Origin of the sequence: Larkinella soli, from assembly GCF_003703975.1 — a bacterium.
GTDB classification, from domain to species: domain Bacteria; phylum Bacteroidota; class Bacteroidia; order Cytophagales; family Spirosomataceae; genus Larkinella; species Larkinella soli.
Window position 1 is genome coordinate 631,300 of record NZ_QTJY01000002.1, and the last position, 22,643, is coordinate 653,942.

At 58.3% G+C, this 22,643-nt stretch carries 15 protein-coding genes; 8 read left to right on the forward strand and 7 right to left on the reverse strand.

The genetic code is table 11. The features are described 5' to 3' along the window. The first annotated feature begins 3 nt into the window (after positions 1-3). Both DX909_RS08860 and DX909_RS08865 read left to right on the forward strand, forming a co-directional pair. A complete protein-coding gene (locus DX909_RS08860) occupies positions 4-1,170 on the forward strand; it encodes a hypothetical protein (protein ID WP_128544781.1) in 1,167 nt (388 codons plus the stop codon). A 132-nt stretch (positions 1,171-1,302) separates the two neighbouring features. After that, positions 1,303-2,490, forward strand: coding sequence for a phosphoglycerate kinase (locus tag DX909_RS08865; protein WP_128544782.1), 1,188 nt, complete (start codon positions 1,303-1,305; stop codon positions 2,488-2,490). 391 nt (positions 2,491-2,881) lie between these two features. Here DX909_RS08865 and DX909_RS08870 read toward each other — a convergent pair whose 3' ends face one another. Both DX909_RS08870 and DX909_RS08875 read right to left on the reverse strand, forming a co-directional pair. Beyond that, the gene (locus DX909_RS08870; protein ID WP_128544783.1) at positions 2,882-5,335 is read right to left on the reverse strand and encodes a TonB-dependent receptor; all 2,454 of its coding nucleotides are present in this window, start codon (positions 5,333-5,335) and stop codon (positions 2,882-2,884) included. Positions 5,336-5,662: 327 nt separating this feature from the next. Continuing rightward, a complete protein-coding gene (locus DX909_RS08875) occupies positions 5,663-6,895 on the reverse strand; it encodes a serine hydrolase domain-containing protein (protein WP_206512976.1) in 1,233 nt (410 codons plus the stop codon). Positions 6,896-7,180: 285 nt separating this feature from the next. Here DX909_RS08875 and DX909_RS08880 point away from each other — a divergent pair, with 285 nt between their 5' ends. The 4 genes from DX909_RS08880 (at position 7,181) to DX909_RS08895 (ending at position 10,937) form a co-directional block, all read left to right on the forward strand. Beyond that, complete coding sequence (locus DX909_RS08880) at positions 7,181-8,107, forward strand: MBL fold metallo-hydrolase (protein WP_128544784.1); 927 nt, start codon at positions 7,181-7,183, stop codon at positions 8,105-8,107. Between the two features lie 5 nt (positions 8,108-8,112). Continuing rightward, positions 8,113-9,042 carry a helix-turn-helix domain-containing protein gene (locus DX909_RS08885; RefSeq protein WP_128544785.1) on the forward strand — a complete coding sequence of 310 codons (930 nt, stop codon included), beginning with the start codon at positions 8,113-8,115 and terminating at the stop codon, positions 9,040-9,042. A 117-nt stretch (positions 9,043-9,159) separates the two neighbouring features. Continuing rightward, the gene (locus DX909_RS08890; protein WP_206512977.1) at positions 9,160-9,924 is read left to right on the forward strand and encodes a carboxymuconolactone decarboxylase family protein; all 765 of its coding nucleotides are present in this window, start codon (positions 9,160-9,162) and stop codon (positions 9,922-9,924) included. 11 nt (positions 9,925-9,935) lie between these two features. Continuing rightward, entirely contained in the window at positions 9,936-10,937 is a 1,002-nt protein-coding gene (locus DX909_RS08895; protein WP_128544786.1) for an aldo/keto reductase, read from the forward strand. Positions 10,938-11,078: 141 nt separating this feature from the next. Here the strand turns inward: DX909_RS08895 and DX909_RS08900 are convergent, their stop codons facing one another. After that, complete coding sequence (locus DX909_RS08900; protein WP_128544787.1) at positions 11,079-13,649, reverse strand: TonB-dependent receptor; 2,571 nt, start codon at positions 13,647-13,649, stop codon at positions 11,079-11,081. A 762-nt stretch (positions 13,650-14,411) separates the two neighbouring features. Between DX909_RS08900 and DX909_RS08905 the strand changes: the two genes are divergently transcribed. Both DX909_RS08905 and DX909_RS08910 read left to right on the forward strand, forming a co-directional pair. After that, on the forward strand, positions 14,412-15,320 hold the full coding sequence (locus DX909_RS08905) for an ABC transporter ATP-binding protein (RefSeq protein ID WP_128544788.1): 909 nt from the start codon (positions 14,412-14,414) through the stop codon (positions 15,318-15,320). After that, on the forward strand, positions 15,317-18,967 hold the full coding sequence (locus tag DX909_RS08910; protein WP_128544789.1) for a hypothetical protein: 3,651 nt from the start codon (positions 15,317-15,319) through the stop codon (positions 18,965-18,967). Before DX909_RS08905 ends, DX909_RS08910 begins: the two co-directional genes overlap by 4 nt. Before the next feature lie 12 nt (positions 18,968-18,979). Here the strand turns inward: DX909_RS08910 and DX909_RS08915 are convergent, their stop codons facing one another. The 4 genes from DX909_RS08915 to DX909_RS08930 form a co-directional block, all read right to left on the reverse strand. Then, positions 18,980-19,954 (reverse strand): alpha/beta fold hydrolase, encoded by a 975-nt coding sequence (locus tag DX909_RS08915; protein ID WP_128544790.1) that lies wholly within the window; start codon positions 19,952-19,954, stop codon positions 18,980-18,982. Next, positions 19,954-20,616 carry a hypothetical protein gene (locus DX909_RS08920; RefSeq protein WP_128544791.1) on the reverse strand — a complete coding sequence of 221 codons (663 nt, stop codon included), beginning with the start codon at positions 20,614-20,616 and terminating at the stop codon, positions 19,954-19,956. The genes DX909_RS08915 and DX909_RS08920 overlap by 1 nt, the downstream gene beginning before the upstream one ends. Before the next feature lie 60 nt (positions 20,617-20,676). Continuing rightward, on the reverse strand, positions 20,677-21,837 hold the full coding sequence (locus DX909_RS08925; RefSeq protein ID WP_128544792.1) for a helix-turn-helix domain-containing protein: 1,161 nt from the start codon (positions 21,835-21,837) through the stop codon (positions 20,677-20,679). 114 nt (positions 21,838-21,951) lie between these two features. Continuing rightward, on the reverse strand, positions 21,952-22,593 hold the full coding sequence (locus tag DX909_RS08930; RefSeq protein ID WP_128544793.1) for an HPP family protein: 642 nt from the start codon (positions 22,591-22,593) through the stop codon (positions 21,952-21,954). Positions 22,594-22,643 lie beyond the last annotated feature (50 nt).

Here is a 22,643-nt window from a genome sequence, read left to right on the forward strand (position 1 = left end):
ACTATGAAAGCATATAACGAAACCTGGGTCCGTAACAAACGCATTCTCGAACAGGCCACCCGCTGGGAACGGCAGGGGCTGCTCGACGCGTCGCAGATGGCCGGTATCCGGGAGCGGTTTCCGGTCGGTTTTCACGACGCCAACGGGTTCATCGAAATCGGCCTGTTCATCTTCACGGTCGTGGCCGTCAGCGGCAGTTACTTCCTGCTGGCTACGCTGCTCTCCGCCCTGCTGGAAAAAACGATCCTGTACCACCTGTTCAATCTAACTTTCGGGCTGGCCGTAGGGCTGCTCGCCAACCGCCTGATTACCACCCGCCGGTTTTATCGTTCCGGCGTCGACAATGCGCTGATCCTCGTAACGGTGGCTCTGATCGCGGCCGGACTGGCGGGATTGCTGCCGGATTCGCTGCCTACCTGGGCCTATTGCCTGGCCATGTTGCCGGTGCTGCTGCTGGGAGTGGCCTATTACGCCGATCTGCTGCTCACCCTGGCGGCTTACGGAACGCTGGTGACCACCCTGGTCGACCTGCTGCTGGATGTTCCGGGCGGGCATCACTTCCTGCCCTTCGTCGGCATGGCGCTGGCGACGGGACTGTATATGCTGGCCCGGCGGTATGAAAACGACGAGCGGCTTCTCTACTGGAAAGACAACATTATCCTTTCGGAGTGGCTTTCGATCAGCCTGTTGCTGATCAGCTGCAACTACTTCATCGTACGGCAGATTTACTTCTGGCGGATGGAAAACCGCCCGCCGGAGCCGCCGGAAATACCGGCGGCCTGGCTGTATTGGGCGCTCACTTTCCTGGTTCCTCTCCTCTTGTTTTACATCGGTATCCGGCAGAAAGAACGGCCGCTGCTGATCATGAGCGCCATCGGCTGGGGCATTGCCCTGACCACCTGGCGGTATTATCACGCCCTGCTGTCGACGGAAGCCTATCTAACCCTGAACGGCCTGATTCTGATGGCGCTGGCGATTGCCCTGATCCGGTATTTACGCCGACCGCAGAACGGTTTCACGGACCGGCCGGACGAAGATTCCCCGAAGCAGTTCCTGATCGATCCCGAAACCATGGCGACGATTCAGGCCACCACCGGCCGGCCCGGCCCGAAGGGAATGCCGTTCGGCGGGGGTGATTTCGGGGGTGGGGGCAGCGGAGACCGCTATTGAAAGATTGCCCTATTTTTGCACGGATCACTTACAAAATAATACAAAACCAATAAGCTATTCCGGCTTTAGTCTCCTTTCGACAAAAACCCCTAAGTTCGGGCGGATTTTGGTAACCAACAGGCCATCTGTCAAATGAAAACGTTAGACTCCTACAATTTTTCCGGCAAACGCGCGCTGATCCGGGTGGACTTCAACGTCCCTCTGAACGAAAAGTTCGAAATTACGGACGATACCCGCATGAAGGCCACGCTGCCGACCATCAATAAAATACTGAAAGACGGGGGTTCCTGCGTACTGATGTCGCACCTGGGCCGTCCGAAAGGGGGTCCGGAGGAGAAATATTCGCTCAAACACCTGATCAGCCCGCTGTCGATCATGCTGGGCCGGCCGGTCCGATTTGCTGACGACTGCATCGGCGAATCGGCGAAAGAACAGGCCGACGCCCTGCAACCGGGTGAAGTGCTGCTGCTCGAAAACCTGCGATTTTATAAAGAAGAGGAAAAGGGCGATACCGGGTTCGCCGAAAAACTCTCGAAATTAGGGGACGTCTGGGTCAACGACGCCTTCGGAACGGCCCACCGGGCGCACGCATCGACGGCCGTCATCGCCCGGTTCTTTACCGACAAGGTATGCGGCTACGTCATGCAGGCCGAGCTGGACAACGCCCAGCGGGTGCTCGACAATGCCGACCGTCCGTTCACGGCCATCATGGGCGGTGCCAAGATTTCCGATAAGATTCTGATTATCGAGAAGTTACTGGAAAAGGTCGACAACCTCATCATCGGTGGCGGGATGACCTACACCTTTACCAAAGCCAAAGGCGGAAGCATCGGCAAATCGCTGCTGGAAGCCGACAAGATGGACCTGGCCCTCGATCTGCTGAAGAAAGCCGAAGAAAAAGGGGTGAACGTCTACCTGCCGCTCGACAACGTCTGCGCCGACGGCTTCTCCAACGACGCCCGGCGCCAGACCGTTTCCGCCGACTCGATTCCGGACGACTGGCAGGGCCTGGATATCGGACCGGAAACCGTCAAACTGTTCGCCGACGTGGTCGCCCAATCCAAAACCATCCTGTGGAACGGCCCGATGGGCGTATTCGAGTTCCCGAACTTCGCCGTCGGGACGAACGCCATCGCCGAAGCGGTCGTGAAGGCGACCGAGGAGAACGGTGCCTTTTCGCTGATCGGTGGCGGTGACTCGGCTTCGGCCGTCAACAATGCCGGCTTCGGTGACCGGGTGAGTTACGTCTCCACTGGCGGAGGGGCCCTTCTGGAATACATGGAAGGCAAAGTTTTGCCGGGTGTGGCAGCCCTGGATTAACAAATCGTTAATTTAAAGATTAAAAATTATCATTAGAAAATTTATAAAAAAGACCGCTGTGAGCGGTCTTTTTTTATGATCTTTATATCCTTAAACGGCTTTTATTGTAATTTTTTCAACTGCCCGGCTTCCTTTTGGCCAAATACTATTTTGAATTCGATAATTGTTGCCCTATTTTTAGTACACAAAAAAGCCACTCCTCAACGTGGGAATGGCTTTCTGCTTTTCTTAACCTAAACTAATTATCTGTGTAATCCGGAAGACGGGAAGGTCGACAGGCTTTGGGTATGGCACTTCTGCTCCTGGCTCATCGCCCTTCCCTTTCCTTTTATACGGTCTTCCGGCTTCTCTATTTCTTCAGCCGATCGGCTTTTTTCTCTCAACCCGGTCATCAGTTATTTCCACCTCCGGCGCGGTTGCGCTCGGCTTCCGTACTGGTGCTCCGCTGCCGGGCCGCTTTTACGTTCTGGTTACCGAAACGGTAGGTGAACGTCAGGCGGGCGATGCGGCTTTCCCAGCGGCTCATGATCCGGAAATTGATGTCCTGGTAGTTGGCCCGGCCCTGGAATTTGTTCAGCCAGAACGGGTCGTTCACGTTCAGTTTCAGGGTAGCCTTCTTGTTCATCATCGACTTCTGAACCCCGAAGCCGAAGGCGCCCTGCGGCTGGTAGCGGTAGAAACCGTACAGGCCTTTGGAGTTGTACCACCCGAAGAGCTCGGCCGTGATGCCTTTCGGCAGCACGAAGTTCTGGGAAGTGTACACGTTATACGCTACGAAATCGACATTGTACTGGGCACCGAGGTAGGGCGAATTGAACTTATTGTAATAGACGTTGATATTGTTCTGCATGTTCCACCACTTCGTTACCGAAACCGGGTAGCTCATCGTCAGGCTGACGTTGTCCTGCGTAGCCAGGTTGTCGGAGGTCACATAGGTGATGTTCTGTTCGGCAATCTGACCCGGCACCTCGTTGACGATGACGTCGATGGTGCGGCTGTAACTGAGGGTGGTCGAATACTTCCCTTTGTACACGTGGGTCAGCTGGTACGAGTTCGTGAACTGCGGTTTCAGATACGGATTCCCCTGCTGGTAGGTATACGGGTCCAGATAGAACCGGAACGGGTTCAGGTTCTGGTAGTTCGGGCGGTCGATCCGGCGGCTGTACGACAGGTTCAGCACATTGTTGGTATCGATCTGCCGCGACAGGAACAGTGTCGGGAACAGGTTGGTATAGTTCCGGTCCACGATTTTGTTCAGCGTCACCGAGTTCCCCCGCGAGTGGGTGTTTTCCAGCCGCAGGCCGGCCTGAATACTTATCTTTTTCCCCAGCTTACCGGAATAGTTGGCGTAAGCCGCGTTGATGTTTTCGGTGTATTTGAAGCGGTTGCTCTGGCCGGGGTTGTTCACCCAGTTGTTGTCGATGAAATCCTCGTACAGCAGGTCGTTGTCCGACTTCACGTAGCTGGTTTTTATCCCGGCTTCGAACTTACCGCCTTTTTTCAGCGGCTGGACGAAATCCGACTTGAACGCCCAGATGTCGATGAGGGAAGGCATCGTGTTGCGGACGATGGCCGGGGCCTGAACGACGCTGTCGGCGGCATTCGTGTAGGTGGTAACCAGATTGTTATGCGAGTCACCGTTGAACCGGGAATAATCCAGGTCGGCCGTCAGTTCGCGGCCCTTGCCGTTGAAATCGTATTTATAATTCAGGTTGCCTGTCACGTTCGACCACTTGTTTTTCACCGACACGTCGGTAGTCGGCTTGAGCGTAATCTGCCCGAGTTCGTTCCGGATGACGGAATAATTGACCGCGTTGTACTGTCTCCAGTCGTTGATGAAGCCGGTGGCGAGGACGCCGATGGTGCTTTTCTTGGTGATGAAGTAGTCGACACCGGCCCGGTAATTGTGTCCGTCGAAGCGGTTGGGCCGGATGGAGGTCTGATCGAAATAAGTGATCTTACCGTTGTAGGGAATGATCCGGTTCAGTTCATTCTCCTGGAAGCGACGGTTATGAAAAAAGCTGTAATTGCCGAAGGCATTGATCTTTCCCACCCGGTGGTTCAGATTCAGGCTGGCGTTGGTTTTTTCGTACCGACCGTACCCCACGCCCGCGATGGCCGTCCCGTTGGTTCCGAAGTTTTTATTCTTCTTCATCCGGATGTTGATGATCCCAACGTTTCCGGAAGCGTCATACTTCGAGGACGGGTTCGTGATGATCTCGATTTTCTCGATATTATCACTCGGGGTATTCTTCAGCAGGTTGGCGACTTCCTGTCCCGAAAGATACGTCTGTTTTCCGTCAATCAAGACAATAACGCCCGATTTCCCTTTTAATTGTATGTTATCATTTTGCCGGTCGATCGTCACGCCCGGTGCTTTTTCCAGCACTTCGAGGGCCGTGTTACCGCTGGAAACGATGCTGTTTTCCACGTTGACCACCGTCCGGTCGATTTCCTGCTCGATGAACGGTTTCTTGGCCACGACGTTCACCTCCTTCAGGCTTTTGGTCTCCTCAACCATCGTCAGCGTCCGGACCTGAACCTCCGGGTTGGCCGCGTCGACCGTGAACGCGTCGGAATAGATTTTTTTGAAACCGACCAGCGAGGTGGCGATCCGGTAGGAGCCCTCGGCCACATTGTCGATTTCGTATTTGCCGTTGACGTCGCTGACCACGCCTTTGACCAAGGTCGAATCCTTGGCCTTCAGCAGCAGCATGGTTACAAATTCGGCCGGTTTCTGGGCCTGGTCGATCACCACCCCGCGCACTTTGCCTTTGACGGGGTTCTGGGCCACAGCCATCGAAAGACTAAGCCAGGCCAGGGCCATGGTAATAAACGTTCTCATAGGGCGAGATAAATTAGTAAGGTTGTTGTTTACGGATTGGGAGTTGTTTACTGTTCGGACGGCACTAACAAGTACATGGCAAAGTTAAGTAGTATGCATTACATAGAACCTTATCTTACATAAGTGGTCGTTTGATAAGGATGACCGGCAGAGGCAGGGCTTTTAACTTTGGCGGGTGACATCTGGTAGATGCAAAGGTCGTACGGCGGGTTGCATCTCTCCAACCAAATAATTGTTAACTGGTGTTAAATGATGTTAAATGGACGTGGTTACATCCGGCCGTTTTGCCGGTTTTTTCGCCGTTTCGGGCTTTTTGACAGCCTCCGGTCATTCCCGGGGCCACATCGGGGGCCAGTGGTACTCCCGGGCAACCGCCCGGATCAGCTCATGAATCAGGGGGGTACCGTTATCGGAATTGGTCATGATCACCACGCCACGACCGGTCCGGGCAAAGGCCACGGCATAACAGGAAAAACCGGCGTTGCCACCGCTATGCCGGAATCGAATCGTTTCGCCGGAGCCGTCGACGCCAAACCCCAGGCCCCCGGCGCCCGGAATCTTCGTCAGCATCTGACGGACCGTCGTTTGCCTGAGGATGCCTTTGTCGGCCCGGTAGGAGGCACTGACATCGAGCATAAAGCGGGCTAAATCGGAAGGGGTTGTCCAGAGGCCGGCGGCCGCCAGTTCGGGATACACACGGTATCCGCCTTCGACCATCCTGCCGTTTCCTTCATAACCATTAGCCGCCCGGGATGCCTTGCCGCCGGGCGGCGGCCGACGAAACGTACTTTGCTTCATGCCGACGGGTTGCAGCACCAGTTCCTCCACCAGGGCACCGAAGGGCTTGCCGGTAACGTCTTCCAGCAGGAGCTGGAGAACCGTGAAGCCGCCCCCCGAATACGATTCTTTTTCTCCGGGGATCTGCTTTACCCGCACCGGAGCGGAGTTGGCAGGCGGTATGCCGTCGAGAATGTCGACGACCGTCGGAAGCGGGTCGCCGGGCCGGTAACCCGCAAAACCATGAACGGTCAATCCGGCCGTGTGGCTGACGATCCGGCGGAGGGTCACTTTTTCGCCGGCGGTATACTCATTCTCCGGCACTTTCCACCGCCGAAGTTTAAGGTTCACGTCTTCGTCTAAGGAGAGCATTTGCTTTTCCACCAATCGGAAAGCCGCTACCGAGGTGACCGGCTTCGAGAGGGAAGCCGCCTGAAAACGTGTTGCCGGGTCGACTGGTTCAGCCTGAACGATGTCGCTCAGGCCGTAACCTTTTACCCAGCTGATTTCCCCGTTGTCGAAGACGGCGATACTCACTCCCGGCACGTTCAGCGCCTTCATCCGTTCATAAATCGTCTGGTAAGAGCCGCTGTCCGCTCCCGACCTCGTCAAGGGAATCAGTCGGTTCTCGACGGCCCGGCTATCGAGGGCGGGCCGGTCCTGACCGAAAGATGGTCCGACCGCGAGAAGCGTGATTAACAGGATCCGAAAGAAAGGAAAACGGATCACGACCCGAGGGCTTGCCGTCGGGTTCGCTGCGAAAAGCAGGGGCGGATTGTTCATGGAAGATCAGGCGAAGCGATCGAAGGAATGGACGTTCAGGCCGTGGAAACTAAGGGAATGGAAGAAGGTTACAAACAAGCCCGGCTTTTCTTACTCCCTCAGTTTCCCCTTCTGGAATGTTAGTTTGACAGGCTGGTGTATTTTTGGATAAGATTAAAAAGTTGTTCCAAATTTCCATCAGTAATAATGGTAAGTAAACCAGTAATTGGTATACAGGCCGGTTGACGGAATTGTCCAACCTTTGTTTCTATCAAAAGATTGCGCATTGATTTGATCCATAGGAACATGAACGTTCAATTAGTAAGTTTCGGCCTTGTCCTGTTCAGCGGGTTGGCCGCTTTTGCCCAGACCCCATCTCCGGCAGAAGGTAACGGAAACAGGACGGCGGCATCCGTCGAAAAGAGATATCAGGCTAAAGCACCTGAAACCCGGCCGTTCGGAGCTGCCGCGTTCGGCTCCTCGAAGCAGACCACCGTCCGCTGGCTGGGCTTTGCCGGCTTCCTCATCAACAGCCGGGGTACGACCCTGATGGTTGACCCGGTTCTGGAAGGGTTCGATATGCCCGTCCTGATCGATATGCCGATTACCCCCAAAGCCATTCCTCGTCTGGATGCGGTGCTGATCACGCACGGCGACAACGACCACTACAGCGTGCCGACCTGCCGCAATTTGGCTCCCGTTACCAGGGCCTATCATTCCACCTTGTATGTCGATTCGCTAATGAAGTCGATCGGTCTGCCCTCCTTTGGGCACCCCATCGGCGATCAGTTTTCCGTGGGGCCGGTACGGGTGACGGTCACTCCTGCCGATCATGCTTGGCAAAATGCCTATCCCGGCACCAGCAAGCGGCTTTTTAAGCCAGAAGACTGTGCCGGCTTCTGGATCGAAACACCGGACGGCACGATCTGGGCACCAGGCGATTCCCGCCTGATTGCGGAACACCATCTGAACCGGCCAACTCCCGACGCTATCTTTTTCGACTTTTCGGACAGCGAATGGCACTTCGGTTTACGGAACGCGGTGAAAGTGGCCAACGCCTATCCCGACACCCCGCTGCTGCTGTGCCACTGGGGTTCAGTCGATGCTCCGGATTTTGCGCCCTTCAACGGGGACCCCAGGGTGCTGTCGAAGCTGATCGTCAATCCCGACCGGATTCGAGTGCTGGCTCCGGGTGAGCCGTTTACGCTTAAACCATTGAAGAAGAGCCGTTAAAATCGATGGAGAAGATACGAAAACTGCAAAGCGTGGCCGAGTTCAATGCCGAACGGGGGCAGCGGGTTCTGCACCCCCTGGTCAGCGTGCTGGATCAATCCCGGTCGACGCCGGTGAAGACGGGCCGCTGGCTGTCGGAACTTTACATCGTGTTTCTCAAAGAAGCCCGCTGTGCCCCGCTAACCTATGGCCGCCGGCACTACGATTACGACGAAGGAACCATGCTGTTCATCGCGCCCGGACAGGTCTTCGGACTCGAAGAGGATGAAAACGAACGCATTCAACCGACCGGATGGGCCCTGGCCTTTCACCCCGACCTGATCCGGGGGACGGCCCTCAGCCAGCACATCAGGGACTATAGTTTTTTCGGCTATGATGTAACCGAAGCCCTCCACCTCTCGGAACCGGAAAGGGAGTTGGTGCTGGAATGCTTCCGCAAGACCGCCAAAGAACTGGCCTTTCCTATTGACAAACACAGCAAGCGACTGATCGCCAGCAACATCGAACTTATGCTTAATTACTGTCTGCGGTTCTACGACCGGCAGTTCATTACCCGCGATCACGTTCACAAGGATGCGCTGGTCCGGTTCGAATCGCTCCTGGCAGACTACTTTGCAACCGATCAGCCTCAAACGCAGGGGCTGCCCACGGTGGGGTATTGTGCTGAACAGCTGCATCTATCCCCCAACTACTTCGGGGACCTGGTCCGGAAAGAAACAGGCCGGTCGGCGCAGGACTACATCCAGACGAAGGTGATCGAACTGGCCAAAGAGCGAATGTTCGATCCGGGCAAATCCATCAGCGAGATTGCCTACGAAATGGGTTTTCGATACCCGCAGCATTTTACCCGACTCTTCAGACAGCGGGTGGGGCAGTCGCCCAACGAATACCGCCGAACCGCCGGGCGGCTTGTGAATGAGCCGCCTGTCGCATAAAATCCCTCCCTTAAATCAAGCTACCGTATGATACGAATGTTGTTGCTGACCCTGACTTTACTGATGTCAGGGTCATTGGCCGGGCAGAATTCTCAACAAACCACCGGAAAAACCGCTATGGAAACCCACCCGGACCGGGTTGAACGCGCGCAGAAAAAGTATGAAGAGCTATTCGGGCAGCCCATTACCCCCAGCCCGACCGATCCTGAACTGATGGACATCCTCCAGCGGTTCATTTTCGGGGAGGTATTCTACGTCGGCAGCCTCGACGACCGGACGCGGGAACTGATCACCCTCACGGCGCTCACCACCATCCAGACCCTGCCGCAGCTGACGGCTCACACGAATGCCGCCCTCCACATCGGCGTCGCCCCGATCCAGATTCGGGAGGTGGTCTATCAGTGCGCTCCGTTCATCGGCTTTCCGAAAGTGCTCAACGCGCTGGATGCCGTCAACAAGGTGTTTGAAAGCCGGGGCATTAAACTGCCTCTGGAGTCCCAGGCCACGGTCCGGGAGGGTGAGCGCTTCGAGAAGGGCCGGGAACAGCAGGCGCCCCTGTACGGTGACGCCATGAAGCAGAACATGAGAACCCTGCCGGGAGAATTTGCCGAAACCATTCCCCGCCTGCTGACCGAATCAGGTTTCGGTGATTTCTATACCCGCAAGGGCCTGGACCTCAAAACCCGCGAGCTGATGATCTTCTGCGGACTTGTCGCTTTGGGCGGTACCGAACGGCAGATGGCTTCGCACGCCGTCGGGAATCTGAAAGCCGGCAACAGCAAAGAGACGCTGCTGGCCGCGATGGTGCAGCTTTATCCGTATATCGGTTTCCCGCGGGTTTCCAACGCCATCAATATTATCAAAGACGCTAAAATCGACTGAGTCGTAAACGGATGCAGACAAGAACACTGGGAGCCGGCGGCCTGGCCGTATCGGCGCTGGGGCTGGGTTGTATGGGCATGAGCTGGTCTTACGGCCCGCCTAAAGATAAAACCGAAATGATCGCCCTGCTTCGGGCCGCGGTCGAGCGGGGCGTCACCTTTTTCGATACGGCAGAGGTGTACGGACCCTATCAGAATGAGGAACTGCTGGGCGAGGCTCTGGCGCCGTTTCGAGGGCAGGTGGTCATCGCCACCAAGTTCGGCTGGGCACCCGCTTCGGAGCAGGAAGCGAACGGGCGGTGGAACGGCCTGAACAGCCGCCCCGAGCACATAAAGCAAGTGGTGGAAGGGTCTCTGAAACGCCTGCGCGTGGAGTTCATCGACCTGTATTACCAGCACCGGGTGGACCCGGCCGTGCCCATCGAAGATGTAGCCGGAACGGTGAAAGACCTGATCGCGGAAGGGAAGGTCAAGCATTTCGGCCTTTCGGAAGCCGGGGCTGAGACCATTCGGCGGGCGCACGCGGTTCAGGCGGTGACGACCCTGCAAAGTGAATATTCGCTCTGGTATCGGGAGCCGGAAAAGGAGATTCTGCCGACGCTGGAAGAACTGGGTATCGGTTTTGTACCCTTCAGCCCCCTGGGCAAAGGGTTTCTAACCGGTAAAATGGACGAAAATACACCACTGGACGCTACCGATTTTCGCAGTAAGGTGCCCCGGTTCGAGCCGGAAAACCGCAGGGCAAATCAATCCCTGGTCGATCTGCTGAATCGGTTTGCCCAACAGAAACAGGCCACCCCCGGCCAGATCGCGCTGGCCTGGCTGCTGGCGCAGAAACCGTGGATCGTGCCGATTCCGGGAACGACGAAACTGACCCGGCTGGAGGAAAATCTGGGCGCGGTCGGGGTAAATCTGACGCCCGAAGACCTCAGCGAGATCGAAGCCACAGCCTCGAACATCACGATTCATGGCGCTCGTTATCCGGCCGAAATGGAGAAAAAAAGCGGCCTCTAAGCATCGAAAATCAACACGATCAGGCCGACATTCTCAGGACGGGAGGCAGAAGAAAAACAGCCCGAACGCCATACGTTCGGGCTGTTTTTCTCTGTTCTGACGGTAGCCGGTGGGCCAGCATCCCTGATTCCGAAGGAGCAATCAGAACGAATACCGTAAGGTAACGCCGTAAGTACGCGGATCGCCCAGGACGGCCCCGTAGTGGCCGGCATTGCCCGGGGCGGGCAGCAGCTGCTCGAAGTAGTTCTGATTGAGCAGGTTCCGGCTCCACAGGATGACCGAGGTGCCGTTCGAAGCCCGGAAGCCCACCCGCGCGTTGACGAGGGCGTAGCCGTCGATGTTCAGGTATTTTGAAGGCGACGGACTGGAAGAGAACGAAGAACGGAAGTAGTTATCCAGGGCCAGGAAAAACCGGCCGTCCTGCGCCAGGAACTTCCCGCCCCCGCTCACCTCGCCACCGAACGATCCGGCCCAACGGGAAACACCGGGCAGATCGCCCCCGGAAATATCCTTGAAGGCCTGCTCCCCGCCCGTTTCTTCCAGCGGGACGGGCGCGTTGGTGAACTTCACGTATTTGGCATCGGTGTAGGCCACCGAGCCGTACAGCGAGAAGGCATTGCTGAACCGGATGTTTCCGTCCACTTCAACCCCCCATACCCGCACTTTTTCGGCGTTGGCCAGGTAACCCCGGTTCACGCCCGGCTCCGGTGTCTGGACCTGGGTCTGGTAGTCCTTGATGTCCGAATTGTGGAACACCACGTTCAGGATGGAATTGGCCGACGGCCGGGTCTTGGCTCCAAACTCGAAATGGGTCACGGATTCGGGTTTTACCCGGGCCAGTTCCAGCATCACCCGCCCGCTGCTGGTGGGCAGACCGCCGATGTTGATGCCCACCGGCTTGTAACTGATCGAGTAGGTCCCGAAGGCGTTGATGCGCTGGCTGGCCTTGTATTGCAGGGTTACCTGTCCTGAAAAATTCGTTTCGTCCACTTCCGTGTCGAACGCCTGGTTGGTATACACCCCATTTTTCAGAGCCAGCAGGGCCGCATCCGTCGTTTGCAGACCACCGTAAGTCTCCCGCTTGTAGTTGGCAATTTTCTTGTCGTAGTTATACCGGATGCCGGGCAGCACGTGCAGGCGGTCGCTAATGGTCCAGTCGACCTGACCGAATACGGCGGCACTGGTGCTTCGAAGCCGGTTGGTGGTGCGGATGCCGAAGTTGTCGAACAGACCGGGCGTTTTCCAAAGGGCGCTGGTCGAGCTTTGGGCGAAACGCCACTGGGCCGAACCGGCTTCTTCCGTCTGCACGGGGTCGGACTTCAGATCCTGCCACAACCCGAACACGCCCACCACCCCGCTCAGCCGGGAAGTGATGTTTCCGGCATACCGGATTTCCTGCGACCACTGGTCGTGCTTGGAGTTACCGGCCGAGATCGTAAATACCGGCAGGCCGATGTAGTCCCGGTCGTTCAGCGGCCCCCAGACCCAGTAGCGCCAGGCGGTCGTGGACGTCAGGGTGCCCCCTCCGATTTTGATGTCGGCATTGACCGAAGCACCGCCCAGCTGGTTATCGGCCCTGGAGGGTGTATCGTGGTCGATGATCCGATCGAAGGGATCGGTCGAGGGAACCTTGTAGCCCAGATCGGCGATGATGTTGTTGAACTGCCGGTAGGCGGCCCGCTTAGTCGGCACCACGCCGGCGAACACCACCGCGTACCCGTTCGGCTTCTGGTCCGTATAATCCCCGATGAAGGTGATTCTGACCCGATCGCTGGGCGTGTAGAGCAGTTGCCCGCGGAAACCGAGGTTATTGAGCGAATTGACCCGCTGATTGGTCCGGATGTTGGTGAGCGTTCCGTTGCGCTGGGTGCCGGAAAACGACAGCCGGGCCGCCAGTTTTTTGCTTAGCGGACCCGTCAGCGACGCTTTGGCCTGGATATAGTTGTAGTTGCCGTAGCTGAGTTCGAACGAGGCTCCCGGCACGAAACTGGGCGCCCGCGTAGTGATGTTGAAGGCCCCGGCGGTCGTATTCTTACCAAACAGCGTTCCCTGCGGGCCGCGCAGCACCTCGATCTGCTCGATGTCCACAAAATCCAGAGCGGTAGCCGCCGGGCGGGCGAAATACACCCCGTCCACATAGAAGCCGACGCCTGGATCGATCCCGTCGTTGGTCAGGCCGAAGGTGGAACCCAGACCACGGACGTTGAGCGTGGTGTTGCGGGGGTTGGAGGAGTACAACTGTACGGAAGGGATAATCTCCTTGATCCGATTGACGTTGAAGGCCCCGGCATCTTCCACGACGGGTCCGCGCAATACCGAAATGGGGATGGGCACGTCCTGGGCCGACTCCTGCCGGCGCCGGGAGGTGATGGTGATGTCGGCCAGTTCATTGGCGGCTTCTTCAAGCCGGATTTCGGCTCCTTCCTCGGACAGGACGGTTTCCAGGGTCCGGTATCCGATATACGATACCAGGACGGCAAACGGAGGCTTTTGTCCCGTAATCAGCGTAAACTGTCCATTCTGGTTGGTAGAAGAGCCGTTGGTCGTCCCTTTGATCTGGACCGTGGCCCCGATGAGATTTTTTCCCGTGCGGGCGTCGATGACCTTGCCGGTGATGGTCGCATTGATGACGGGGGGCTGCTGAGCCAAACTGTTCAGATACCCAAAAAGAAAGGTGGCAAGAAGTACTGGCAGGCGTAATGTACGAATCATACGAATTGGACCTGACGGTCGGTGGTGGTTGATAAAATACCGGTTACTCCGGGTAATAGATAGATTATTAGTACATTAATTCTACTGAATTAGTAGGGATTGCAAAATTAGGTAACGAAAAGCTACTTCCAAACTTTGACGAAAAAATTCCTGAAAAAGTGTAGGCGGTTTTGCCCGAATTGCCCGTCATGCCGGTCGAAAGGGATAGTTTTTAAGCGTTTCAATAGGTTGGGTCGTGACTGGAATCCGTTGTTCCGGTGAGCCTTGCCCCCTTTGAATGAGAAATTATCTGCTTCCCCTGCTGACCATACCATCTGCGGTATTCCACCGGAGGGGCCGGTTTTGAATCTGCGGCCGATCATCTGTATCAGTTGCTGCTCGTCGAAACGAAGCGGATCCGGCTCGATACGGACTATATTTTACCACTCGGGCCAGTCAATCCGACTCAGATGCCGTCCGATTCGGCGGGTTTTACGGTCTCCTACACCTACCGGTCCATGGACAAACCTGAACGGCCGTTGACCGCTGCCTCCAACGCCGGGCCGCCTACCGGGAGGCCGACTCGTGATCACCCGTAAAAAGGCCATCCTTAACCTGTTCAATTAGAAGCAGATTTATCCGCAAGAGCCATCCCGGTCACCCCACCTTCTCAAAAATTCCGAACCCGCTTGAATAATTGAATTTTCCGCCTTTACTTTGGATTACAAAGTACTTTATTTAGCCTATTCGAACTTTTCCAAAGTCCTATTCGGCGACTGACCCATGACCTTAGAAATTTCCGGTCTTTCCAAAACCTATTCCAACGGCGTTCAGGCCCTGAAGAACGTGACGCTGAGCATTCCCGGCGGGATGTATGGCCTGCTCGGACCCAACGGAGCCGGCAAATCGACCCTGATGCGGATTCTTGCCACGCTCCAGGAGCCGGACGAAGGCCGCATTCAGCTCGGAGAAATCGACGTACTCCATCAGAAGGATAAAGTGCGGGAAACCCTCGGTTATCTGCCCCAGGAATTCGGCGTTTACCCGAAGGCCAGGGCCGGGGAGCTGCTGGATCACTTTGCCGTCCTGAAGGGCATTACGACCCGATCCGCCCGGAAGACCGTGGTCGAAACCCTGCTGCGTCAAACCAACCTGTGGGACGTCCGCCGGCAAAAGCTGGGTGGTTTTTCGGGCGGGATGAAGCAGCGCTTCGGCGTGGCCGTGGCTCTGCTCGGAAACCCGAAGCTGATGATCGTCGACGAACCGACCGCGGGCCTGGACCCGGCCGAACGGGTGCGCTTCCTGAATCTGCTGAGCGAGCTGGGCGAGCAGAGCGTGGTTATCCTTTCCACCCATATCGTGGCCGATGTCTCGGAACTTTGCACCCGCATGGCAATCATCCATCAGGGCCGGATTCTGCAGGAAGCCGAGCCGTTGAAGGCGGTGGAAGCGCTGCGCGGGCGAATCTGGCGCCGGGTGGTGGAGAAAAGCGCTCTCGCCGGCCTGGAGCGGGACCATTCGATCATCTCGACCAAACTGCTTGGGGGCCGCACGGTGGTCCATGTGTACAGTGAAGATGCACCCGCCGGTTTTGAACCTGTTCCGCCGGACCTGGAAGACGTCTACTTCAGCGCCATGGCGGGGCATCTTCCCCCGAAAACCGGCGGGCCGGAAAAGGAGGCACGGTTATGAAGTTTTGGGAAATCTTTCGCTTCGAATTCGGTTATCAGGTACGTCGGCCCTGGATCTGGCTGATCGTCGCCGTGCTGATCGTTCTCGATTTTCTGATGACGCGCGACGGTTCCGTGTCGGAAGTGCTGTATTCCGAATTCTACCTGAACTCGCCGTTCGGCGTCGCCAAAACCACGGTATTCGGCAGTCTGGTCTGGCTGGTGACGGCCGCGGCCGTGGCCGGAGATGCGGCCGCACGCGATGTGGCAACCGGCCTGTATCCCCTCCTCTACACCGCTCCCATCCGCAAGAGGGACTATCTGGGCGGGCGGTTCGTGGCGGCTTTTGTCCTCAACGCCCTGCTCCTGCTGGCCGTGCAGGCGGGTATTCTGCTGGGCGTTTACCTGCCGGGCGTCGATCCCGAACTGATCGGCCCGTTCCGGCCGGCTGCCTTTCTCGGCGCCTACGCCATCATTTCGCTCCCGAATGCCTTCACGGGTACGGCCGTCCAGTTCTGGCTCGCTTCCCGGAGTGGCCGCCCCATGGCGGCCTACTTCGGCAGTTTCCTGCTGGTTTTCATGGGCTTCTTTGTCGCGTCTTTCGTGCTGTTCAGACGGGGCCTCGGCACCCTGCTCGACCCGATCGGCATCCGCTTCGTCGTCGAGGATATGGCGCATCTGTGGACGCCCATCGAAAAAAACCGCCGGGTGATGCAGCTGGAGGGCATTTTGCTCACCAACCGCGTCCTGTGGCTCGGCATTGCGCTGGTGGTCGTTGGGCTTACCTACCTGAGCTTCCGTTTCGCCCACCGGACCGGAGGTTCCTGGTGGAGCCGGTTTAGAGTCCGCTCCCAAAAAGCCTCCTCTCCCATACCACCGGCCGGTTCCGGCGCTACGGCCCCACCGGCGTTGTCCGCCCGGCCGGTTTCCCGGGCTTCGGGCTTCTCCCTCCATGCCCGCCAGACGCTTGCCATAGCCCGGAAATCGTTCCGGGCCATCGCCACCAGTTGGGCCGGGCTGGCCATGCTGGCGCTGATTCCTCTCCTGACCGTCGTCATGATACTCGACCAGACGGAATCCAACGGCGTCCCGCTCGTTCCCACCACCGCGCGGGTGGTCGCCCTGCTGACCGGCTCGATGGCCGATGAGCAGAGCCGCTGGGTGGTTATTCCGTTCCTGCTGGTGTTTTTTGCGGGAGAACTGGTCTGGCGGGAGCGTGATGCCGGCCTGGGCGAAATCACCGACGCCATGCCGGGTACGGAGTGGCCGCCTTTTCTTGGGAAGCTGGCCGGTCTCGGGCTGGTCCTGGCCCTGTTCCTGGCTCTCCAGGCCATCTCCGGGATGATGGCCCAGACCATCCGGGGTTACCACGACTACGAAATCGGACTCTACCTGAAAACTCTGTTCGGGCTTCAGTTTACGGACTTTTTCCTCTTTGGGGTACTCGGCCTCGCCGTCCATGTGATCGTGGACCACAAGTATTTGGGCCATCTGGTGGCGGTCCTCGCCTTCGTGTTCATTGCACTCGCTTCCCTGTTCGGAGTCGAGCATAACCTGCTCATCTACGGGGCCGGACCGGGGTGGTCCTACACGGAAATCCGCGGCTTCGGCTCGTCCATCGAACCCTGGCTGTGGTTTCGGCTCTACTGGGCCGCCTGGGCGGTTCTGCTGGCGGTGGGGGCGGTTCTCTTCCGGACGCGCGGCCCCGAGAAGAACCCCGGTCTGCGCCTTCGCATCGCCCGGCGCCGGCTGACGGGTCCGACGCTCCGGACGGCCGGTGTGGCCGTGACGCTTATCCTCGCGCTGGGCGGCTTCATCTTCTATAACACGAACCTGCTGAACGAATACCTCACCCCCGCCGACCTGAAAGAACGGGCCGCCGGGTATGAACGGCGCTACGGGCGGTATGCGGATCAGCCACAACCCGCCCTCACGGCGGCCCGGCTCAACATCGAAATTTACCCGGAACGACAGGCCGTAATCATTCGGGGCAGCTACCGCCTTGTCAACCGCAGCAGAACCGCCATCGACTCCATCCACCTGACGACGGCACCCGGCGTTGAAACCGGAACCCTGCAATTCGACCGGGCCGCCACCTGCGTTCTGGCCGATGAAAAATTACACCACCGGATCTATGCGCTGAGGAATCCGCTCCGGCCCGGCGACTCCCTGCGGCTCGGCTTCCGGGTTCATGCCGGGCCCCACGGATTCCGGGAAAACGGGGCCGATGGGCCGGTGCAAGCAAACGGCACGAACTTTACGAACGCCCTGCTGCCGGGGATCGGTTATGAGAGCAGCCGCGAACTGCTGACCCCCGCCGACCGGCGAACCTACGAACTCACTTCCCGCCCGCTCATTGCGTCGCTCTACGACCTTGAAGCGCGGAAAAGGCGGGGCGAGGGCACCACGCTCGAAGTCGTGATCGGCACGGAAAAGGATCAGGTGGCCGTCGCGCCCGGGGCGCTCCGCCGGACCTGGAGGCAGGCTTCGGCAGGCTCCGGGGAACGACGTCACTTTCACTATGCCACCCATCACCCAATCGGCGGTGTGTGGGAGTTTTTCTCCGCCGGCTACGCCGTCCATGACATGGTGTGGACGCCGGCCACCCGGGCGGACTCCGCCACGACCGGTGCCGGGCAAAAGCGGGTCGCGATCCGGATTTTCCATCATCCGAAGCACACGGCGCATCTGGAACGCATGGCCCGCAGCATCCGGGCCTGCTTCGACTATTACAGCCGGGAGTTCGGCCCCTACGGGTACAACTTTCTGAGCGTCGTCGAACGGCCGGGAAACGGTACCGGGATGCACGCCGAAGCGGGAATGATCACCCACGGGGAGGGCTTCACGGCCTGGAACCCGGAGCAGGGCCCCGGGAGCCACGATCACCCGTTTGCCATCGTGGCCCACGAGATGGGCCACCAGTGGCCGGTTCCTGCGGCAACGGTCGAGGGAGCGCCGGTGATGTCCGAGAGCCTTGCCTGGTATTTGGGAATGAAGCTCGTGGAATATGCGAAGGGACCCGATGCGCTCCGGCTCCTGCGGGACTACCTGCGGCAGCCGTACCCCTACCCGGCCATCCGCCGGGGCGAACCGTTGCTCCGGGCGCTCGACCCGTACCTTTCCTACCGCCGGGGCCCCTTCGCGCTGTACGCGCTGAGCCAGTATATCGGTGATGAGAGGGTCAACCGGGCGCTGCGGCAGCTGAGGGAGAAGCATCAGCCGAAGAACGCCCCCCTGGCCACCACGCTCGACCTGTATGCCGAACTGAAGACCGAGACCCCCGACTCCCTGCGGTATCTGCTGCACGACTGGTTCGAGACCAACACGTTCTGGGAACTTGAAACCGCTGGAGCCGGTGCCCGGCAAACCCCGGCCGGGACCTGGGAGGTGACGCTGGAGGTGCAGGCCCGCAAGATGGAGTACGACAGCGCAGGCGTCGAAACCACGGTGCCGATGAACGAGTGGGTGGAGGTAGGCGTATTCGCCGACGGCAAAACCGGTGATCCGGCCGGGCCGCTCTATCTCCGGAAGCACCGCATCCGCTCCGGCCGGCAGACGATCCGGGTGAAGGTGCCGCGCCGGCCCGACCAGGCCGGCATCGACCCCCATCACCTGCTGATCGACCTGAAGCCGGATAATAACCGCAAAGCATTGATTATCAGACCATAATACCACCCGGCTTCAGGGCACCTGCGATAGATACCGCCGGATGTGCCGGAGGCTTTCGGCGGCTTTGCAGTTGACGATGCCCTCGTGGCCGGTTCCCGGAATCTTTACATGTTCATGCTGCCTGAAATAGCCGACATGGTATTTTTCCTGAAAGGCGTAGCCGATGTCGTCCGTGAATTCGCTGCTGATGAACAGCACCGGTTTGGTAAACCGGCTCAGGTTCGTGGTGAAGTCATACGTGCCGTTCTCCACCTCCCCCAGCGCAATGGCGATGACGGCCGCCGTCCCGGAGCGGTAGTAAACCGGCGGGCAGTCTTCCCCGCGACCGGCATTCTGCTGGTTTAGTTTAGCCAGGTCGTATACATAATCCGCCTGCTGGTGGTTTCCCATGCCGATGAGCTGTTTGGCCCAGAGAATCCGGTTGACGTCGGCCCCGAAGTAGTTGAGGCTGGCACTCGACGGCGTGTTTTTCACGATTTCGGATGAAAAGGAACCCGGTTCGAGCAGCACCAGCCCTTTCACCCGCTCCGGGTGCTGGTTGACGTACTGAACGGCGACTTTTCCGCCGTGGGAATGCCCCACCAGAACGACCGGCTCTCCGGGCGCCAGCCGGTCGATCAGCTCTTCCAGATCCCCGAGCGACTGGGCCATCGTCAGCTCCGACATCGGGTGCCGGCGCGACAGCCCGCAACCCCGGTAGTCGTGATAAACAACCTGATAATTAGCCGGTAACGACCAGCCGTCGACTGCCTGGTTGAGCGGCAGCAGCGACCGGAAATCGTCGCCGGGGCCGCCTTCCAGTACAAAAACTTTGGTTTTTTTCGGGTCTCCATAAGTCTGAACATGCAGACGGGTGCCGGACAGGGTCACCGACGGCAGGGAAGGGTCTTCGTCCACCGTTCGGGCGACGAGGTTGCCCGGCTGGGCGGGATCGAGGCTTTGACAGGCCGCCAGGGCCAGCAGCGCCATGAAACAGGCTTTTTTCATTAGAATCGTTTGTTTACGCCAATCAGGAAATAGTAAGGAGGAAGCAGGTCGTCCAGTGACCCGCTGGTCTGGTAGCCGGCTTTCAGATTCAGTTCCAGGCTTTTGTGACGATCAGGTAGATACAACAGGTAAGCGCCGGCGCGCAGGTTAGTGGCCGATTGCCGGTACCAGCCGTCTCTCACCCCGGTGTAGACATCCCGCCGGAACGTCGCCGAATGGGTAATGTGGGTCGCAAACAGCGGATTGTAGCTCAGGTTGAGGCCCGCGCCGAACCGATTGAACAACAGGCCCGGGTTCAGTTCGGCCACAGCCCCGACCCCATGAAACCGGGCCGCCGGGTTGACGGCTCTGACGCCCTGCAGGGCGATCTGCCAGGGTAGGATGAACCGCCCGGCGCTCCCCTGCCACGACCGCAGACCGAGTTGGACCCGGGTGTTGTTCAGGCCCGGCAGGGCGGTATTCTGGGTCAGTTCGACGAACGGCGCGGAGCGTAAACGCGGGAAGTGAAAGCCATACCGGAGGTTGACGGCGACCAGACTGTAATCATAGCCCGCTTCCACGGAAAGCAGGTGGGTTTGCCCGGGAGCGGGCGGGGCGTACTGACTTCGGGCAGACAGACTGAGCAGGCAGAACACGCCGACTGCGAAATACTTTGCGGCCATGGAATCGTTGTTTGATTAGGGCACAAACATCCGTTTTCGGGCCTTTCCGGTCGTCCGTATCTATACAGACAGACAAACTTTTCGATTTTCTTTTCGAAACTGACCGGGCGACAGGCCGGTGGCCTCCCTGAAAGCCTTATGAAAAGTAGACTTGGAGTTGAATCCCGCTTCATAGGCCACCGCCAGAATCGTGAAGCGGTCGTATTTCGGGTCGGTTAACAGGACTTTACACGCTTCGACCCGGTAGCGATTGACGAAGTCGTAGAAGTTTTGTCCGAGGTCATTGTTGATCAGATCCGACAGAATATTGGTCGAGGTACCGAGTTGCTCGGCCAGTTCGGGCAGGGTCAGGTCGCCGTTCCGGTAGGCCTTCCCTTCCTCCATGCGGTGGATCAGCCGCTGCTTCAGTTCCTGCCGCTGCGGATCGGGCAGCCCGGAAGGCCGGGGCACCCGCGGCACCGGCTCATCGGCGGTTTGCTGAGGAACCGGAGGCTCCGCCCCTGAAAAGATCGTGTTCTGGCGAACGGCATAATACCCCAGTGAAAAAAGGATGCCGATCAGCAGCAGCGGTGTCAGGGTCTGGAGAATAGGAAATACCGGAATATAGTCCGGAAAGAGTTCGTTGCCGTGAAAATTGGCCCACAGCAGCCAGACCAGGAGCAGCCCATAGTTCAGCCGCCGGAGCCAGGAGAGATTCCGCTTTTCGAGCGAACCTGAAAAATACGCCCTGACGCGGACCTGGTGGCGCTGAACGAGCCGGAAGCCGAGCAGCAGATAGGTGACGAAATGGAGCAGGCTCAGGCCCATCATGTGGTCGTAGTCCGTCGGCTGGTCGTTCATCAGACGGTGTAGATAAGCGAGTTTTTCGCTGTCGGCAGCCGTATACAGCGGCAGGTACTGCACCAGGCAGAACAGGGCCGGAAGCCCGTGCAGCAGGTCGGCCTTCCGGAAAGGCCGGTCTTCCCGGGTCAGCGACCGGATGTAAAAATAATAGGTGGTGCCCCAGAGGAAAAGCAGCGGCATGAACACCTCGATGAGCGCCGGGTGGGTCCGGTAATAGCCGTGGTATTCGAGAATGGCCTGCAACAGCAGCAGGGCGCCGATGAGAAAAAAAGCCGCCAGCCAGCGGTTGGCCTTCCAGTTTCCCTGCCGGACGGCCCCCAGGACCACGCCGAAGAACAGCAGGTTGGCCATGCTGATGGTATACAAAATCTCCTTCATGTGTGAATATGCGCAAACCGATCGGAGCGGCAAGGTAACCGACCCGGTCCACCACCGGTAGCAGAAATACACCAGTGGTCGGGTACGGGGTACATCCACCTTTACATGCTTCACTCAGCGGTCGTTTCCGCCGGCTCGGCCGTACGGTCGGCGGTCTGCGGGGCCGGGCTGAGGCCGCCGGCGCATGGAGCGTCTCTTCCAGGGAAGCGAACGCTCGGGATAGGAGCGGTTTTTCGGAATGTTGTTGACGACCAGAGCCACCAGCAGCAGGATAAACACCCCGCTCATCACCGGAGAGAGCGTATAGCCGAACCCCAGGCTTTTGATTTTCTCGGACCCGATGTTGGCAATCAGCGCCGTAGCCCCGGCCGGCGGGTGCATGGTTTTGGTGATCTGCATCCCGACGATGGACAGCGATACGGCCAGAGCCGAAGAAAGCCAGAGCTGGTCCGGGATTAGTTTATACACGGCGACCCCCACCAGAGAGCCTAACAGGTGGCCGCCCACCAGATTTCTGGGTTGGGCCAGCGGGCTGTGCGTCGAACCGAAAATCAGAACGCAGGAGGCTCCGAACGAGCCGATCAGGAAAATGTCGTCCGGCCGCGTGAAGCGCAGCTGCTGCCACTGGCCGATTAAGGCGATGGAGAGGAAGGCGCCCAGGAAAGTCCAGAAATGATCGGCGGGTTTGAGAATGGTCTGTCGGTAGATGACATACCGGGCAATGCGGTACCTCCTTTTAATTCGTTTTCTCACAATTCTACTGAACTAACTATTCCGTTTTCGCTCCCAAAGGAGGATGGCGGAAC

What these genes read in the sequence shown, in the direction of transcription:
- DX909_RS08885 (WP_128544785.1), top strand. Translation starts at nt 8,113, where the DNA reads ATGGAGAAGATACGAAAACTGCAAAGCGTGGCCGAGTTCAATGCCGAA.
- DX909_RS08910 (WP_128544789.1), top strand. Translation starts at nt 15,317, where the DNA reads ATGAAGTTTTGGGAAATCTTTCGCTTCGAATTCGGTTATCAGGTACGT.
- DX909_RS08895 (WP_128544786.1), top strand. Translation starts at nt 9,936, where the DNA reads ATGCAGACAAGAACACTGGGAGCCGGCGGCCTGGCCGTATCGGCGCTG.
- DX909_RS08915 (WP_128544790.1), bottom strand. Translation starts at nt 19,954, where the DNA reads ATGAAAAAAGCCTGTTTCATGGCGCTGCTGGCCCTGGCGGCCTGTCAA.
- DX909_RS08905 (WP_128544788.1), top strand. Translation starts at nt 14,412, where the DNA reads ATGACCTTAGAAATTTCCGGTCTTTCCAAAACCTATTCCAACGGCGTT.
- DX909_RS08925 (WP_128544792.1), bottom strand. Translation starts at nt 21,837, where the DNA reads ATGAAGGAGATTTTGTATACCATCAGCATGGCCAACCTGCTGTTCTTC.
- DX909_RS08900 (WP_128544787.1), bottom strand. Translation starts at nt 13,649, where the DNA reads ATGATTCGTACATTACGCCTGCCAGTACTTCTTGCCACCTTTCTTTTT.
- DX909_RS08875 (WP_206512976.1), bottom strand. Translation starts at nt 6,895, where the DNA reads ATGAACAATCCGCCCCTGCTTTTCGCAGCGAACCCGACGGCAAGCCCT.
- DX909_RS08860 (WP_128544781.1), top strand. Translation starts at nt 4, where the DNA reads ATGAAAGCATATAACGAAACCTGGGTCCGTAACAAACGCATTCTCGAA.
- DX909_RS08865 (WP_128544782.1), top strand. Translation starts at nt 1,303, where the DNA reads ATGAAAACGTTAGACTCCTACAATTTTTCCGGCAAACGCGCGCTGATC.
- DX909_RS08880 (WP_128544784.1), top strand. Translation starts at nt 7,181, where the DNA reads ATGAACGTTCAATTAGTAAGTTTCGGCCTTGTCCTGTTCAGCGGGTTG.
- DX909_RS08920 (WP_128544791.1), bottom strand. Translation starts at nt 20,616, where the DNA reads ATGGCCGCAAAGTATTTCGCAGTCGGCGTGTTCTGCCTGCTCAGTCTG.
- DX909_RS08870 (WP_128544783.1), bottom strand. Translation starts at nt 5,335, where the DNA reads ATGAGAACGTTTATTACCATGGCCCTGGCCTGGCTTAGTCTTTCGATG.
- DX909_RS08890 (WP_206512977.1), top strand. Translation starts at nt 9,160, where the DNA reads ATGGAAACCCACCCGGACCGGGTTGAACGCGCGCAGAAAAAGTATGAA.